Origin of the sequence: Jannaschia donghaensis (assembly GCF_001403795.1) — a bacterium.
Lineage (GTDB): Bacteria > Pseudomonadota > Alphaproteobacteria > Rhodobacterales > Rhodobacteraceae > Jannaschia > Jannaschia donghaensis.
This window is the reverse complement of record NZ_CXSU01000011.1, coordinates 542,831-557,117: the sequence shown is the minus strand read 5'-3', so window position 1 is coordinate 557,117 and position 14,287 is coordinate 542,831. Positions and strand designations below refer to the sequence as shown.

General features: G+C 61.1%; 13 protein-coding genes. 5 read left to right on the top strand and 8 right to left on the bottom strand.

Annotated features, from left to right (window positions below):
* Nucleotide 1: 1 nt before the first annotated feature.
* Nucleotides 2-1,054 carry an ABC transporter ATP-binding protein gene (locus tag JDO7802_RS07215; RefSeq protein ID WP_055084041.1) on the top strand — a complete coding sequence of 351 codons (1,053 nt, stop codon included), beginning with the start codon at nt 2-4 and terminating at the stop codon, nt 1,052-1,054.
* Between the two features lie 6 nt (nt 1,055-1,060).
* On the opposite strand, the gene tcuA is transcribed toward JDO7802_RS07215, so the two are convergent.
* Nucleotides 1,061-2,524, bottom strand: coding sequence for an FAD-dependent tricarballylate dehydrogenase TcuA (tcuA, locus tag JDO7802_RS07210; RefSeq protein ID WP_055084039.1), 1,464 nt, complete (start codon nt 2,522-2,524; stop codon nt 1,061-1,063).
* A 63-nt stretch (nt 2,525-2,587) separates the two neighbouring features.
* Between tcuA and JDO7802_RS07205 the strand changes: the two genes are divergently transcribed.
* Both JDO7802_RS07205 and JDO7802_RS07200 read left to right on the top strand, forming a co-directional pair.
* Nucleotides 2,588-3,232 carry a GntR family transcriptional regulator gene (locus JDO7802_RS07205; RefSeq protein WP_245624140.1) on the top strand — a complete coding sequence of 215 codons (645 nt, stop codon included), beginning with the start codon at nt 2,588-2,590 and terminating at the stop codon, nt 3,230-3,232.
* Nucleotides 3,229-4,257: an AbrB family transcriptional regulator gene (locus JDO7802_RS07200; protein WP_055084036.1), complete on the top strand. Its 1,029-nt coding sequence runs from the start codon at nt 3,229-3,231 to the stop codon at nt 4,255-4,257. The genes JDO7802_RS07205 and JDO7802_RS07200 overlap by 4 nt, the downstream gene beginning before the upstream one ends.
* Here JDO7802_RS07200 and JDO7802_RS07195 read toward each other — a convergent pair.
* From JDO7802_RS07195 to JDO7802_RS07180, 4 genes are all read right to left on the bottom strand, one after another.
* A complete protein-coding gene (locus JDO7802_RS07195) occupies nt 4,235-5,203 on the bottom strand; it encodes a D-2-hydroxyacid dehydrogenase family protein (RefSeq protein ID WP_055084034.1) in 969 nt (322 codons plus the stop codon). The two genes, JDO7802_RS07200 and JDO7802_RS07195, sit on opposite strands and share 23 nt — an antisense overlap.
* On the bottom strand, nt 5,200-6,291 hold the full coding sequence (locus tag JDO7802_RS07190) for a 4-oxalomesaconate tautomerase (RefSeq protein WP_055084032.1): 1,092 nt from the start codon (nt 6,289-6,291) through the stop codon (nt 5,200-5,202). Before JDO7802_RS07190 ends, JDO7802_RS07195 begins: the two co-directional genes overlap by 4 nt.
* On the bottom strand, nt 6,288-8,315 hold the full coding sequence (locus tag JDO7802_RS07185) for a tripartite tricarboxylate transporter permease (protein WP_055084030.1): 2,028 nt from the start codon (nt 8,313-8,315) through the stop codon (nt 6,288-6,290). The genes JDO7802_RS07190 and JDO7802_RS07185 overlap by 4 nt, the downstream gene beginning before the upstream one ends.
* A 77-nt stretch (nt 8,316-8,392) precedes the next feature.
* Nucleotides 8,393-9,496, bottom strand: coding sequence for a tricarboxylate transporter (locus JDO7802_RS07180; protein ID WP_055084028.1), 1,104 nt, complete (start codon nt 9,494-9,496; stop codon nt 8,393-8,395).
* A gap of 153 nt (nt 9,497-9,649) precedes the next feature.
* Between JDO7802_RS07180 and JDO7802_RS07175 the strand changes: the two genes are divergently transcribed.
* Complete coding sequence (locus JDO7802_RS07175; protein ID WP_055084026.1) at nt 9,650-10,318, top strand: response regulator transcription factor; 669 nt, start codon at nt 9,650-9,652, stop codon at nt 10,316-10,318.
* Complete coding sequence (locus JDO7802_RS07170; RefSeq protein WP_055084024.1) at nt 10,315-11,715, top strand: sensor histidine kinase; 1,401 nt, start codon at nt 10,315-10,317, stop codon at nt 11,713-11,715. Before JDO7802_RS07175 ends, JDO7802_RS07170 begins: the two co-directional genes overlap by 4 nt.
* A 253-nt stretch (nt 11,716-11,968) precedes the next feature.
* On the opposite strand, the gene JDO7802_RS17930 is transcribed toward JDO7802_RS07170, so the two are convergent.
* From JDO7802_RS17930 to JDO7802_RS07160, 3 genes are all read right to left on the bottom strand, one after another.
* Nucleotides 11,969-12,646 (bottom strand): hypothetical protein, encoded by a 678-nt coding sequence (locus tag JDO7802_RS17930; protein WP_187298111.1) that lies wholly within the window; start codon nt 12,644-12,646, stop codon nt 11,969-11,971.
* 92 nt (nt 12,647-12,738) lie between these two features.
* A complete protein-coding gene (locus JDO7802_RS07165) occupies nt 12,739-13,071 on the bottom strand; it encodes a DUF2794 domain-containing protein (RefSeq protein ID WP_055084022.1) in 333 nt (110 codons plus the stop codon).
* A gap of 303 nt (nt 13,072-13,374) precedes the next feature.
* Complete coding sequence (locus tag JDO7802_RS07160; protein WP_055084020.1) at nt 13,375-14,244, bottom strand: branched-chain amino acid aminotransferase; 870 nt, start codon at nt 14,242-14,244, stop codon at nt 13,375-13,377.
* Between the last annotated feature and the right edge of the window lie 43 nt (nt 14,245-14,287).

The following is a 14,287-nucleotide window of genomic DNA, read 5'->3' as shown; positions in this document are numbered from 1 at the left end:
CATGGGATCCATCACGCTCAATTCCGTCGAGAAATGGTTCGGGGCCGTTCAGGTCATCAAGGGCATCGACCTCGACATCCGCGACGGCGAACTCATCATCTTCGTCGGTCCGTCCGGCTGCGGAAAATCGACGCTGCTGCGGATGATCGCGGGGTTGGAGGAGACGTCGCGCGGCCAGATCCTGCTGGATGGTGCCGACGTCACCCACAAAGTTCCGTCCGAGCGGGAACTGTCGATGGTGTTCCAATCCTACGCGCTCTACCCGCACTTGTCCGTCGAAGATAACATGGGATTCGCCCTCAAGACCGCAGGTGCATCCAAGGCCGAGATCGCCGAGAAAGTCGGCCATGCCGCAGACATCCTCAAGCTCGACGCCTACATGGACCGTCGCCCCAAGGATCTGTCGGGCGGTCAGCGGCAGCGCGTCGCCATTGGCCGGGCCATCGTGCGCAAGCCGAAGGGCTTCCTTTTCGACGAACCGCTGTCGAACCTGGACGCCAGTCTGCGCGTCGATATGCGCTTCGAGATCGCACGCCTGCACAAAACACTCGCCACCACAATGGTCTACGTCACGCACGATCAGGTCGAGGCGATGACGCTGGCCGACCGGATTGTCGTCCTGAAGGACGGTTTGATCCAACAGGTCGGGACACCACGCGAGTTATATGAACGGCCCGATACGGTCTTCGTCGCCCAATTCATTGGCAGCCCAAAAATGAACTTGATGCCTTGCACCACATCGGACGGCCAGTTCGTATTGGACGGTGGCAACGGCGGCGCGCTTGGCTCGGACGGGCGGTCAGGCGCGGTGCAATTGGGCATTCGCCCCGAGCACATCGACATTGGCGCGCCCGGTACGGGACATTGCGACGGCGTGGTGCAGGTCAGCGAATACCTTGGCGCTGATTTCTTCCACTACGTCGATTGCGGCCCGCTTGGCCTGCTGACGGTCCGCAGTTCCGGCGCAATGGACGACATCGAGGGCCAGACAATCGGCCTGACCTTCGAGAACGCGAACCTGCATTTCTTCGGAGCAGACGGCAAAGCCCTTTGAGGGAAGTCAGGCGGCCCCCCGCCCGGCCAAGCGCCCGAACACTGCCCCCGAGGTGAGGCCCGATCCGCCGGGATAGCCTTCGAAGAAGACCCCGCCCACCATCTCGCCGCAAGTGAAGAGACCTGGGATCACATGGCCATCCTCGTGCAGGACCGCGCCCGTGTCCGACACCTTCAACCCACCATAGGTGAATGTGATGCCACCAGTCACAGGGAAGGCCTTGAATGGCCCCGTATCGATCTTCTGCGCCCAGTTTGATTTCGCCAAGGCCAACCCCCTGGTCCCCTTCCCGTCCAAAATGGTCGGGTCGAACGGCACATCGGCCATGACCGCGTCATTGTAGGCCGCCAGCGTCGCCGCCGCTCCTTTCGGGTCGACGCCTTCCATCCTGGCGCAGAGGTCTTCCAACGTGTCAGCCTCGACGAAATGCGCGTCATGAAAACGGTATTCTGCATAAAGCAGGTCATCGACCTTTGCATCGAAGACCTGCCACGCGAAATGCCCTGGCTGTTCCAGAACGGCCTTCCCGAACTGCGCGTAGGTGTAGTTACGGAAATTCTCGCCCTCGTCGACGAAGCGGTTGCCGTCAGCGTTCAGCATCACACCCAGGAAGTAACAGATCTTGCGGTAGTTTTTACGTTCCCCCGGTGGCAAGTCCAGCCCGCCGTAATCCGCCATGTGCAGGTCCATCGGCGTCGCGTGGCATCCGGGGTAGAGACCGTACTTCTGTGCACCCAGCCCATGTGCCAATGTCAGGCCGTCGCCGGTATTGTGCGGCGTGCCGCGTACCTTCGCCTTCTCCCAGTCGCCGCCCATCAACTCGGCGCGCAGGCGCGCGCTCGCCTCGAACCCGCCGCAGGCCAGGATCACCGCATCGGCACGCACCTCTTCGGACCCGACACGGACGCCGACGACCGCCTCCCCATCAGTCAAAAGATCTGTAACCGCGCTGTCATACCGGATTTCGCCGCCCAGGCGGGCAAATGCAGCCAGTTCCATATCGAACAGCCCCACGCCCTCGTTTTCCGCGGCCAGCGTCAGGCCGCCCCAGAAAACGTGCCGGCCGTCCTTCTCGAAGCTCTGCCGGCTATAGATTGGCTCGAACTTGATCCCGTGTCCGCCCAACCAGTGCATCGCGAACAGGCTTTCGCTGATCAGTCGCTTTTGCTCCACCGACAGCGGTCGCCCGCCGTTGAAGCCCAGCAGATCATCGCAGAATTTCGCCTGTGGATAGCCCCCAAAATCGGTTGCCACCAATCTGGGATCTTCCGGATCTTTGAGAAGCGGGAGCAGGTCCTCCGCCCCGTCATAGGCAAAGCGCATCGCGCCCGCCGTGTATTTGGTGTTGCCGCCTGCAAGACCCTCACCTGCCTTCTCAAGCATCAAAACGCTGGCCCCGGCTTCCAGTGCGGCGATGCCCGCGCACATGGCCGCGTTTCCCGATCCGACGATGATGACGTGCTTTGACATTGGCAATTCTCCTTGATACAAATTTTGTATCCGAGTGGATACAATTTGAAAAGGTGTCTATACTTGTCGGACGATCAGGAACTTTCTCAAGGTGGCATCGCCTTTGCCAAGCTGATGTCCGCGATCGAGGCGGGCGAGTTTCGGCCTGGCGACCGCTTGCGCGAAACCGACATTGCGGAACGTCTATCGCTGTCGCGGACGCCGGTGCGCGAAGCCTTGCGTCGATTGGAGGCCGAACGGATCGTGGAGCATCGCCCCCGCATTGGGGCCGTCATTCGCACGCTGGGCCAGACTGAAGTGGTCGAACTTTACGAAATGCGCTTGGTCCTCGAACGGACGGCGGCGGAGATGGCGGCCAAGCACGCCAGCGCCGCCGAAGTTGACGCACTCTTTGCGATCAACGACGAGATTGCGGCGGCCACGAATGCCCCTTCCCGTGCCGCCGCCATCAACCAGCGGTTCCACCGGTCCATCTACCTCGCGGCGCGCAATCGGTTCTTGCTGGAATCTGCCCGCGCGCTCAACAACGCGCTTCTGCTGCTCGGCCCTACCACTTTGGCCGACGAGGCACGGATCACAACGGTCGTCGGGCAGCATGGCCTAATCATCGAGGCGATCTCTCAGGCTGATATTGATGCCGCCGGTGCCACTGCCGAAGCCCATCTTCAAACCTCCCTGCGGCATCGCCTGTCCTTGATGCGATCGTGAAGTCGGTCCTGTCGGCCCATCTGGTCGCGGCCCTTGGCGTTGGCGCCTTCTACCTTCTGTCACTGCCCCTACCCTGGCTTCTCGGTCCAATCATTGCTTGCCTGATCGCGGCCCTTCTAGGCATGCCGATGCGGGGAATGCCCGTCGTCAACAACCTGATGCGCACCATCCTCGGGGTGGCTGTCGGCGCAACGTTTACCTGGGCACTCGTCGCGGCGATGGCGCAGATGTGGACGACGTTAATCCTTGTCCCGCTCATGGTCGCCGCCATCGGCTTGGTCGGCGTGCCCTATTTCCAGCGGCTTTGCGGTTTTGACTTTGCCACCAGCTACTACGGGGCGATGCCGGGCGGTTTGCAGGACATGCTCCTTTTTGGCGAAGAAGCGGGCGGCGACGTGCGCGCGCTGTCATTGATCCACGCGACGCGCGTGATGGTCGTCGTTGTCGCCCTTCCCTTCATCCTCAATGGCTACTGGGGCGTCGACCTGAGCAACCCACCTGGTCTGCCCGTCGCAGACCTGCCCCTTGGTCAACTGATGCTGATGCTGGTTTGCGGCGTCGTCGGCTGGCGGGTGGCCAAGGCAATCGGCCTGTTTGGTGCCTCCATCCTCGGGCCGATGATCCTGTCTGCGGTTCTCGCGCTCACCGGTACCTTGCAATTCCGCCCCCCTGCGGAAGCAATCTGGATGGCGCAGTTCTTCATCGGCATGACCGTCGGGACGAAATACGCGGGCGTTACCGGGCCAGAGGTGCGCCGTGTCGTGACCGCCGCCTTGGGGTTCTGCGTGATCCTGCTGATCCTGTCCGGCCTCTTCGTTGAGGCCATTCACCTCCTCAACCTCGCACCGCCGATGGAAACGCTGTTGGCCTTCGCGCCCGGCGGTCAGGCGGAAATGACGGTTCTGGCGTTGATTGCGGGGGCGGACATGGCCTTCGTCATTGCCCATCACGTTTTGCGGATCGTCGTGGTGATTTTGGGCGCACCGCTTGCCGCGCGGCTTTTCAGCCCAAGACCTCAGGGTTGATCATGTTGATTGCCCTGCCGTCTGCGAAGGCGTTGACCTGATCGAAGATGTCAGAAAATTGCAGATCGAACTCGTCCTCGGTGACATAGCCAATATGCGGCGTTGGAGTCACATTCGGGTGTGTCAGCAGCAGATTGTCGGCATCGCGCAGTGGTTCATTGTCGAAGACGTCAACGGCGGCGTGGAGACGGCCACGCGCGATCTCCGCCTCCAGCATACCGGCTGCAATCAGACCCGACCGCGATGTGTTCACCAGCAAGCTGCGCGGGGCCATTGCAGCCAGGTCAGCGGCTGTGATGATGCCGCGCGTGTCGGGTTTCAGACGGACGTGCAGGCTTACCACGTCGCTGGTCGCGAAGAACGCCTCTCGACTGGCCGCGATGTTCCGACCGTCGGCGAGGGCCCGCGCCCGCCCTTCGTCGGAGGCCCACCACTGCACGTGCATTCCAATCGCCTCGGCGTAGCCCGCGACGGCCTGTGCAATCCGCCCGTACCCGTAAAGCCCCAGCGTCCGACCACGCAGCGTGCGCCCGACGCCCATCTGCCAATCGCCCGCGCGGATCGAGGCGACCTGCTGTGGGATCTGGCGATAGCTGGCAAGGATAAGCGCCAGCGTCATCTCGGCGGCCGCATAGGACGGCGTGTCGCTGTGCATGTTAGACGACAGCAACACGCCATTCGCAGTGCAGGCGTCGACGTCGACATGGGGATAGACGCTGCGCTGGCTGATGAGCCGCAACTTCGGCACGCGCGACAGCAGGTTCGCGCCGATTTTCGTGCGCTCGCGGAAGAGCACCAGCGCATCTGCCTGCGCGATCCGCGCCGCGAGGCGCTCCGGATCCGGTTCGTGATCCGTCCAGACGGTGACATCGTGATCCGCCAGCTTGGCGAAGCACGGCAGGCCGCGCAGCGTGTCGAACCAATCGTCAAGGATGTGGACCTTCATGTGCCGCTCCAGATATCGCGTGGAATCATCACCTCGCCACGCGCCAGCAGGCGGGCCGTCCGGACCAGCCCGGCCGAGCGCAGGTCGATGCCATCCGCGGTCAGATCGTAATCCACCAGCACGTCAATCGTGCCGACAGGATGTTCCAGAGCAATCTTAGCGGGCCGGTCGTTCGACCGTATCGCCAACCCGTCGGCCACCGTCCCCGGCGTCAACACGCAGGACGCGAGGCATTGCGCACCGGTCACCGCCATCGTCGGATGGGCTGTCCATGGCATGAAGTATCGCGCTGCGACCGTTCCACCATTGCGCGCCGGAGCGATCAAACCGAATTTGGGCGTGACCGACCCCGCGACGTCCGCACCCCCCATCGCTTCGCCCGCCATTATTCGAACGGCCTCCATGTTGGCAAAGAAGGCACGGTTCTCATTCAGCTCCGCGACGCTTTCATATCCCGTCAGACCGAATGCGTCGGCGCGCGCGATGACCATCGGCATGGCGACGTCCATGCAGGTCACATCGATGTCGTTAAATGTGTCGACCAGATTGCCCGTCGGCAGGAATGCCCCGGTCGCGCCGCCAACCGTATCCATGAATTGCAACGCAACGGGTGCCGCCGTCCCCGGAACGCCATCGATCATTGCCTCACCGTCGTAGATCACGCCATCGGACGAGGTCTGCACTGTTGCGACGACGCGCGCGCCGGTATTGACGGCGCGGATCCTCACCGTGGTTTCCCCTTCGGTCGCGTCGATCAGGTCCATCTCCAGGGCCGCAGGTCCGACACCCGACAGAATATTGCCGCAGGTCGGTTTGAAATCCACCGTACGATCCTCCACGCTCACCTGCGCAAAGAAGTAGTCGATATCGGCCCAATCGTCGTCTGACCGCGACAGCATCGCAACCTTGGTCGTGACCGCATTACCGCCACCGATGCCATCAATGTTGAGCGGATGACCCGACCCGACCATTGCAATCAGGACACGTGCAAGCGTTTCACGATCTGCGGGCAGATCAGCGCGGTTCATGTAGGGCCCGCGCGAGGAGCCGCCGCGCAGGAACAGGAAAGGAATGGCTGTCTGGGTCATGTGAGCGGCCACGGAAGATCAACATAGTTCTGAAGCAGGCCCGGCGGGAAATCCCGGTTCAATGTCCAGGCCATCGCACAGATGAAAGTGATGCCCCCTGCCGCATATGTCGCCGCGTAAGCCCAGCTTTTCCCTGCGCGAATGCGGATGAACAGCAATAGAAATACCGCGAGCGCGAAGATGAAACCGACCAATGCCGACGCGATCAGCAGGGCCGCGAACCAGGCGAGCGTCGGCCAGAGGGCGTGGGTGTTCGACGATGCTTCCTGCGCTTCACGGTCGGCGAAGATGGCACTGGTTTCGGGGCTGCGCATCATCTGCACCAGCAGAAGCGCACATCCAATAAGGGCGATGGTGGCGACGAACACGGGAAACACCCGGTCCATGCGCGCAAAGTCCGGGATGATCGCCGCGTTCCAGTAGGTGAGGCCGACGTAGGCGGACAAGATCAGCAGAAACACGAGCGGCGCGCGTTTGGAGCCCGACGCGACGTCGCCTTCGGCCTGGATCGTTTTGGCTTGGCGCAGGCCGACTACGACAGAAATCAGGGTGATGACGATCAGGATGATGACGATGGGGCTGAAGACATACTCCAACCCCTCCTCGAACCCACGACGGAAGCGGGACGCGCCGATCTGATACGCCTGATTGGTGTAACGTTCGGCCGGAGCGGACAGCACGAACCCGATCAGGAACGCGGGGCGGGACCAATCGAACCGCCGCATGAAAATGCCCAGAAGGCCGATCCCGAAGAGCGCAACCAGATCCCAGATCTCTTGGCGTGACTGGAAAGCCGCGAAGGCGATGATCATGAACAAGAACGGCGCGAGCAGCGCGAAGCGAATGTTCGTCAGCCGCGCGATGCCGCCAGACGCGGCGATGCAGATCAACGTTCCCACGACATTCGCCGACGCCAGGAGCCAGACGATGGCGTAGGTGAAGTCGAGATTATTCTTGAGCATGGACGGGCCGACTTCGATCGAGCCGGTCCCGAGAAGAGCCACCGCAGAGATGAAGATCGCCATCGAGCCCGAGCCAGGAATGCCGAAGAGAAGTGTTGGCACCAGGCCTCCGCCTTCCTTGGCGTTGTTCGACGACTCCGGCCCGATAACACCGCGCACGTCACCCGACCCGAACTGCGTCTTGTCTTTGGCGGTCTGCACGGTATGGCCATAGGCGATCCAGTCGACGACCGACCCGCCGAGGCCGGGGATCACACCGACGATGACGCCGATCAGCGAGCAGCGCATCGAGAGCCAGCGGTTCGCCCACCAGTCCTTGACCCCCACCAGCCAGCCGCCGCCCAAGTTGGCGCGGTCGGAAATGGCCTTGTCCTGCCGCAAGAGCGCGATGATTTCGGGGATAGCGAAGACGCCCAAACCGACGATCACCAATTTCAGCCCGTCCACCAGATACGGCAGGTTGTAGGTCGACATGCGCAGCGCGCCCGAGCTGGCCCCTTCCCCGATGGTGCCCACCAAGATGCCGACGCACGCGGCGACAATGCCCTTGATCGCGACCCGACCGGCGAGGATGCCGACCATCGACAGCCCGAAGATCGTGATCATCAAAAGTTCCGGCGTCTGGAACAAGAGAACAATGGGGCGCGCGGCCAGGATGAAGACTGTCAGGAAGGCCGCACCGAACAGGCCTCCGAACAGAGAGGACGCAAAGGCGGCTGACAGGGCACGGGCCGCCTGACCTTTCTTGGCCATGGGGAATCCATCGAGGACGGTAGCTTGCGACGCCGATGATCCGGGGATGCCCATGAGAACGGAGGCGAAGGTGTCGGACGTGGGCACGACAGCGACCATGCCGATCATCAGGGCGAGGCCCGAGACAGGCTCCATCCCGAACATGAATGGAAGCAGCAGCGAAAGTCCGGCAATGCCGCCCAAACCGGGGAAGACCCCGATGCACAGGCCCATGACCACGCCGAGGACCAGATAGCCGACGACATGCGGCTGGAGGATCATGGCGAAGGCGTCGTTCAACGCCGGAAGCGCCATCGCAATGACGTCCATCGCAGCAACCTCAATATAAAATTGGTTGGCAAGAAGGGTCTTCCCCGCCGCCGACGTACGGGGAAGACAAGGCTAGATCACTCCAGGACGACGCCGTAGCGATCCTTGAGCCAGCCGGTGACGTAGGCCTTGGAGGCTTCCGGCACGACTGTTGCGCTGTCCAGCGCGGTCTGCGCCGCCGCACCCGTCAGTTGCGGATAAACGCCAAGGCGCGCGGTGCTGATCTCGGCAAAATCGGCACGGGCCTTCACGTCCTCGAAGGCTTGCGTGTAGGTCGCGATGGCTGCGTCCGGCGCTCCGGCGGGCAGGAATACCATCTTCTGGGCGGGGAAACCGGCGACGAAGAAAGCCTTCCAGGCATCCCATTGCTTGCCCGAGGTTTCGCAGCCATCGGTGACATCGCAGACTTCCTTGAAACTGGGCATATCGGGGAACGTCGGGTCACGCACTATGTTGCCCGCGTCATCCAGCGCGCCGAACGCGAACCACGGCACCGCAGTGCCCGCTTCGACCAGGGGCGTCACGCCCGACAGATAGGACGACGAAGTCTGGTAGTCGATGTTGGCTTCGCCGCGCTCGAACATCAGGCGACCGTCGCCGCGCCCTTCGATGCCAAAGACCGGCTCGACCTGAAGGCCCAGCATTTCCCATGCCAGAAGCGGCACGAGGTCGAGGCGGGTGGCCCCCTGGCTGCCATAGATGAAGTCTTCTCCGGCCAGCGCGGTCGCGTCACCGCCCTCGCCCAATTGACCCGCCAGATCAGCCGGCAGATAGGCTACGCCACCGGTGCCCGACGCCAGAACCACATTCCAGTCGCCATATTCGTAACGCACGCGTGGATCGCTCAGCAGGTATGGAAACTGCGTGGACCCGGACGAGCCAAAGATCGTCGTGCCATCGTCGTATTCCACATCCTGAAAGAAGTTCGCACCTTTGGTCGAACCTGCACCGGGCATGAAAGTCACGACGACCGTCGGATTCCCCGGCAGCGCTTCGGACAGCAGGGGGGCGTAGAAATTGGCCCATTTGGCAGACCCACCCGTCTCCGAGAATGGAATGATCCACTCCACGGTCTTGCCTTCGAGGTCGATGGCATGGCCATCGGCCAATGCAGGTGCCCCGGTCATCGCAGCCGACAGCACGGCAACAGACGCCATAAGGCGCTTGGTTTTCGAAATCATAAGGTCTTCCTCCCAAAGTCCGACGGTCGCGTCGGCCGTAGATAATCAGACAGCCTCCCCAGCTGCCTTGGTGGTCCGATCATGCGGCGCGATACTTGCATGAACCTTTCATCGGGCGGATTATTGCTTGGTTTCTTGCGGAAAGGGTTTTCCATGCGTGTGGTCGTGATCGAAGACAACCTGTCGGTGGCCAAGGGAATCGCCTACAACCTTCAGGACGCGGGCCACGCGATCGACCTGATCCAGGATGGCGATGAGGCGGACGCCTATCTGCGCAGCGACGACTCCGATCTGATTGTTCTAGACATCAACCTTCCCGGCAAGGACGGGCTGGAGATTCTTCGCGGGATGCGGGCGCGGGGCGACATGCGGCCTGTGCTGCTTTTGACCGCCCGAGCGGAAACCAACGATAAGGTCCGCGGTTTGGATGCCGGAGCGGACGACTACCTGAGCAAACCTTTCGAGATGCAGGAATTCGCCGCCCGGATCAGAGCCCTGTCGCGGCGCGTGACCGATACACCCAAAGTCCAGACGCGGATCGGATCGCTGGTCTTCGATATCGGCGCTAGGATGATAACTGCGCCCGGTGGCCCCCTTGCAATTCCGCGCCGCGAGATCGCGGTGTTCGAGCGGTTGCTTCAAGCCAGCGGTCGCCTGGTATCAAAGCAGGTCCTTCTCGACAGCCTTTACGGCACGGGCGCGGATGTCGATGAACCGGTCGTCGAAGTCTACGTCTCGCGGTTGCGCAAACGTCTGGCTCCTTTCGGCGTCTCCATCATCGTGAGCCGCGGACTTGGGTACATGATGCAGGCGACCGAATGAACAGGGTCCTGTCCCTGCGCGCGCGGCTCACGGCCGTCATCCTCGCACCCCTTCTGGTCATCGCAGCGCTCGTCGGGATTTGGGCCTATGCTGATGCTCAGGCACGCGCGATCGACCGGTTTGATCGCTCGCTCCTGTCGACGGCGCTGTCCATTTCGCGCGATACTGCCGTGACCGGGGGCGACGCGCTAAGCGAAGCGACCCGCGACCTGCTGCGCGATACCTCGGGTGGTGCAGTCTTCTACCATGTCTACGCGCCCGACGGCGTCTTCGTGACCGGTTACGCGACGCCCCCCGTTGTTCCGGGCACTGCGGGCGGGGACGTACCGGAACAGACGTATTACGAAGCAATCTACCGTGGTGAACCTGTCCGGGCCCTCCGCTTCCGGCAACTTATGTCCATCGACCAATTGACTGGTCCCTTCACCTTCACCGTGTGGCAAAACACCTCCCTGCTGGATGGCTTCGTTGATGGCCGGACACGTCCTACGTTTGCAATCATCGCGCTCCTGCTCAGCGCGTTGGCAGTGATTGTCTGGTTCGGCGTTCGCCTGGGCCTTCTGCCGCTCGATGATCTGGAGAATGCCATCGAACAAAGATCGCCAGATGATCTCTCGCCAATCAAGCGCAAGATCCCGCAGGAAGTTGCCGGGATCGTCGCGCGGTTGAATGCGCTGCTCGAACAACTCCGTCTGACCTTGGATGCCAAGGATCGGTTTATTTCTGACGCGACGCATCAGTTGCGCAATCCAATCGCTGGTGTCCTGAGCCTTGCTGAAGCGGTGGAGACAGCCAAAACTCCGGCCGACATGCGCGCGCGGAGCGCCGATCTCGTCGAAGCGGCGCGTCGGTCGGCGGCCTTGGCCGACAGTCTGCTCGCGCTGGAACGTGCCCGCGCCGGCCACCGCGGTGCAAGCTTTGGAACGTTCGATCCGAGGGCCGTATTGCTAGGGATAGCAGCCGGGTTCCAAAAGCAATCTGACGCGAAAGGGATCGTCTTCGATGTAGAAATACCGCCGACACTACCCAATTTGACCGGAGACGCGCTCATGTTCGAGCAGGCTGTCCTGAACCTTCTTAACAACGCACTCGCCCACGGAGGCGGAGGCCTGACAGAAATCGCGCTCACAGCCTCCCATGGGTACAACAGGCTCAAGGTTACGGTTTCCGACGACGGAAAGGGTATCTCACAGTCTGACATCGACACAGCAATGGCACGCTTCGGCCAAGTCGAGCCATCACAAGGATCTGGCTTGGGCCTCTCAATCGTGAACGCCGTATCGGAAGCCTTTGGCGGGACAACTACATCGAGCACATCGGCGGCCGCGTTCAGCGTTTCGATGAGCCTTCCCATCAGTGACCATTCGACTCATCCAAGACCTATACTGGCGCTCTGAAACCAACGGGCCGTATGTAAATATCCATCTGATAGATCAATAGGACAAAGCCCGCGGTCCCACGTGGAGAAAACCACTTACTTTGAATTGCCGCCTGAAAAATCAAGAGCTCCGGCAGTTGGGATCGATCGACGCGATTTACCCGAAGCGAACGTTCACTTCGCCGCCGGCATGACGTGGGGCGGAAGGCAGCCGTGCGGACAGAACTGCCTTACATTTGATATCGGCTTTGCACTTGGCGGTTAATTGGCCACTAAGCTCCAAGATTTATGTCCAGCTTGTACTTTGAAGCTACGACACGCGCATGTTGCCGAACAATTCCGACATCGATTGGTAGGATGCGCTCGATCTCCGAGCACGCAATACCGGGTGTCTCCTCGGCAAGATCTCGGATCGCTGCCGGTATCTCCCACGAAACAGTTGGGTCAAAGTACCAGACTTTTGATCCGGAAGCCTTGGCTGACATCAGAAGATCGCGATATGTCTGCACTTGCGATCGGCTGGCTATTGGATACCGTTTTAACAGCCATACATCAAAAATTCTCTCCTCTGCCGCCAAGTGCCACATCGTCTTACATTCTTTGCATTCGAGCCGATGGAGCCACCATATCCCATCGATTTCGCGCTCGATTATCTCAAATCTGTCGCTTGGCCATTCTCCAAGTGAGACCGACCCATCGTCAGGCTGTGAATGACAGTCGCAACAGGCAGGCTTGAAAAGATGCTGGCTTAGGTAAGCCTTGAACTCCGCAAGTCGCTTCGCATCATAAAAATTCACCGAGATGGCGGCAAGATATCCTTCTTCACCCAAGGCATCTTCAATCTCATTAGAGGAATACAGCCAGTTTTCGAAAACTTGATCCTCCATATCCCCACGGACAAATCTCCAAAAACCGTCGCATAACTTAGGATTATTTTCGAGGATTGGCATTGGTTCACGTTCGATTATGACGGCTTTGGCGAACCAAACATTCGCTGCATCACGACTGATGTGCAAGATAGGCTCACAGCCACCCTCCGCCCCTACTCCACCGCCCGGATCAACTTCCTCTCCAACACGCGCAGCACCGTCTTCAGATCCGACCCACGCTTCAATATCCGGCCATCCATGCCGATCACGCAGTACATCCCCTGCTTTGCCGCCATCTTGGGGCGTTTCTCGATGCGGTACATCGGCTGTTCGGCGGTGCGGCGGAAGATCGAGAAGATGGCCACGTCACGCAAAGCGGAGATTCCGTAATCCCGCCATTCGCCTGCGGCGACGAACCGACCATAGAGCGACAGGATCACCGAAAGCTCGGTGCGGTGAAAATGGATGGTATCCTGCGGGGCGTGGATCGGTGTCGGCGCATTCATGTCTGGAACGTGCCCCCCGTCCCTGCGGTTGGCAAGGGGTCAGCAGTGAACGCTTCGTTAACGTTGCCTTGATCCAGCCATGAAATCACCCGCCCAAGACCGCGCGCCTTCCCCGAATTCGCCAAGTCCACAAACGATACATTGTCTTGTAGGAGCGATAAGCTCACCCCCGGGGCGGCGATTTCTTGCCCCCACCCAGTCGCCGCTCCGGGGGCCTACAAATCGAACGGACACCAGATCCGTCCGGTTCGGATAAGAAGGCCCCGTTCACAGGACGGGGCCCCTTTCGTTTCATCCCGCCGTTCAGGCGCGGACCAGCGTTTCGTAGCCTTCGGCGATATCCCGCGTCAGCGATCCCACCTCGAAATTGTAGTCGCCGATCTGGCCCACCGGCGTGACCTCGGCCGCGGTCCCGGTCAGCCAGCACTGCTCGAAGCCTTCCAGCTCCTCGGGCATGATGTGGCGCTGGTGCACCTTCACCTGCCGGTCACCCAGCATTTTCATCACCGTCTGCCGCGTAATCCCGTTCAGGAAGCAATCGGGGTCGGGCGTGTGCACCTCTCCGTCCTTGACGAAGAAGATATTGGCCCCCGTCGCCTCGGCCACATAGCCGCGATAATCGAACATCATCGCGTCCGAACAGCCCTTGGCCTCCGCCGCGTGCTTGGACATCGTGCAGATCATGTAGAGGCCCGCGGCCTTGGCAGTGTGCGGCGCGGTTTCGGGGCTGGGCCGCTTCCACTTGGCAATGTCCAGCTTGGCGCCCTTCATCTTGGCGTCGCCATAATAATTGCCCCAGGCCCAGACGGCCACGGCCATCCGAACCGGGTTGCGCGACGAACTGACGCCCATATCTTCGCCCGCCCCGCGCCAAGCCAGGACGCGGACATAGGCGTCGTCCAGGCCGTTGGCCTTCATGGTCTCGTATTTGGCGGCCTCGATCTCCTCGACCGTCCAAGGGATTTCCATATCGAGGGCACGACCCGACGCAAGCAGCCGTTCGGAGTGCTTGCGGCTCGCGAAGATCTTGCCGCCGTAGGCACGCTCGCCCTCGAAGACGGCGCTTGCGTAATGCATCGCATGCGTCAGCAGGTGGACATTCGCGTCCTTCCAATCGACGAGCGTTCCGTCCATCCAGATCTTGCCGTCGAGTTCAGCGTAGGACCCAGCCATTGTCTTCTCCATCCCTATTGTGTCGCAAATATGCCCGATACGG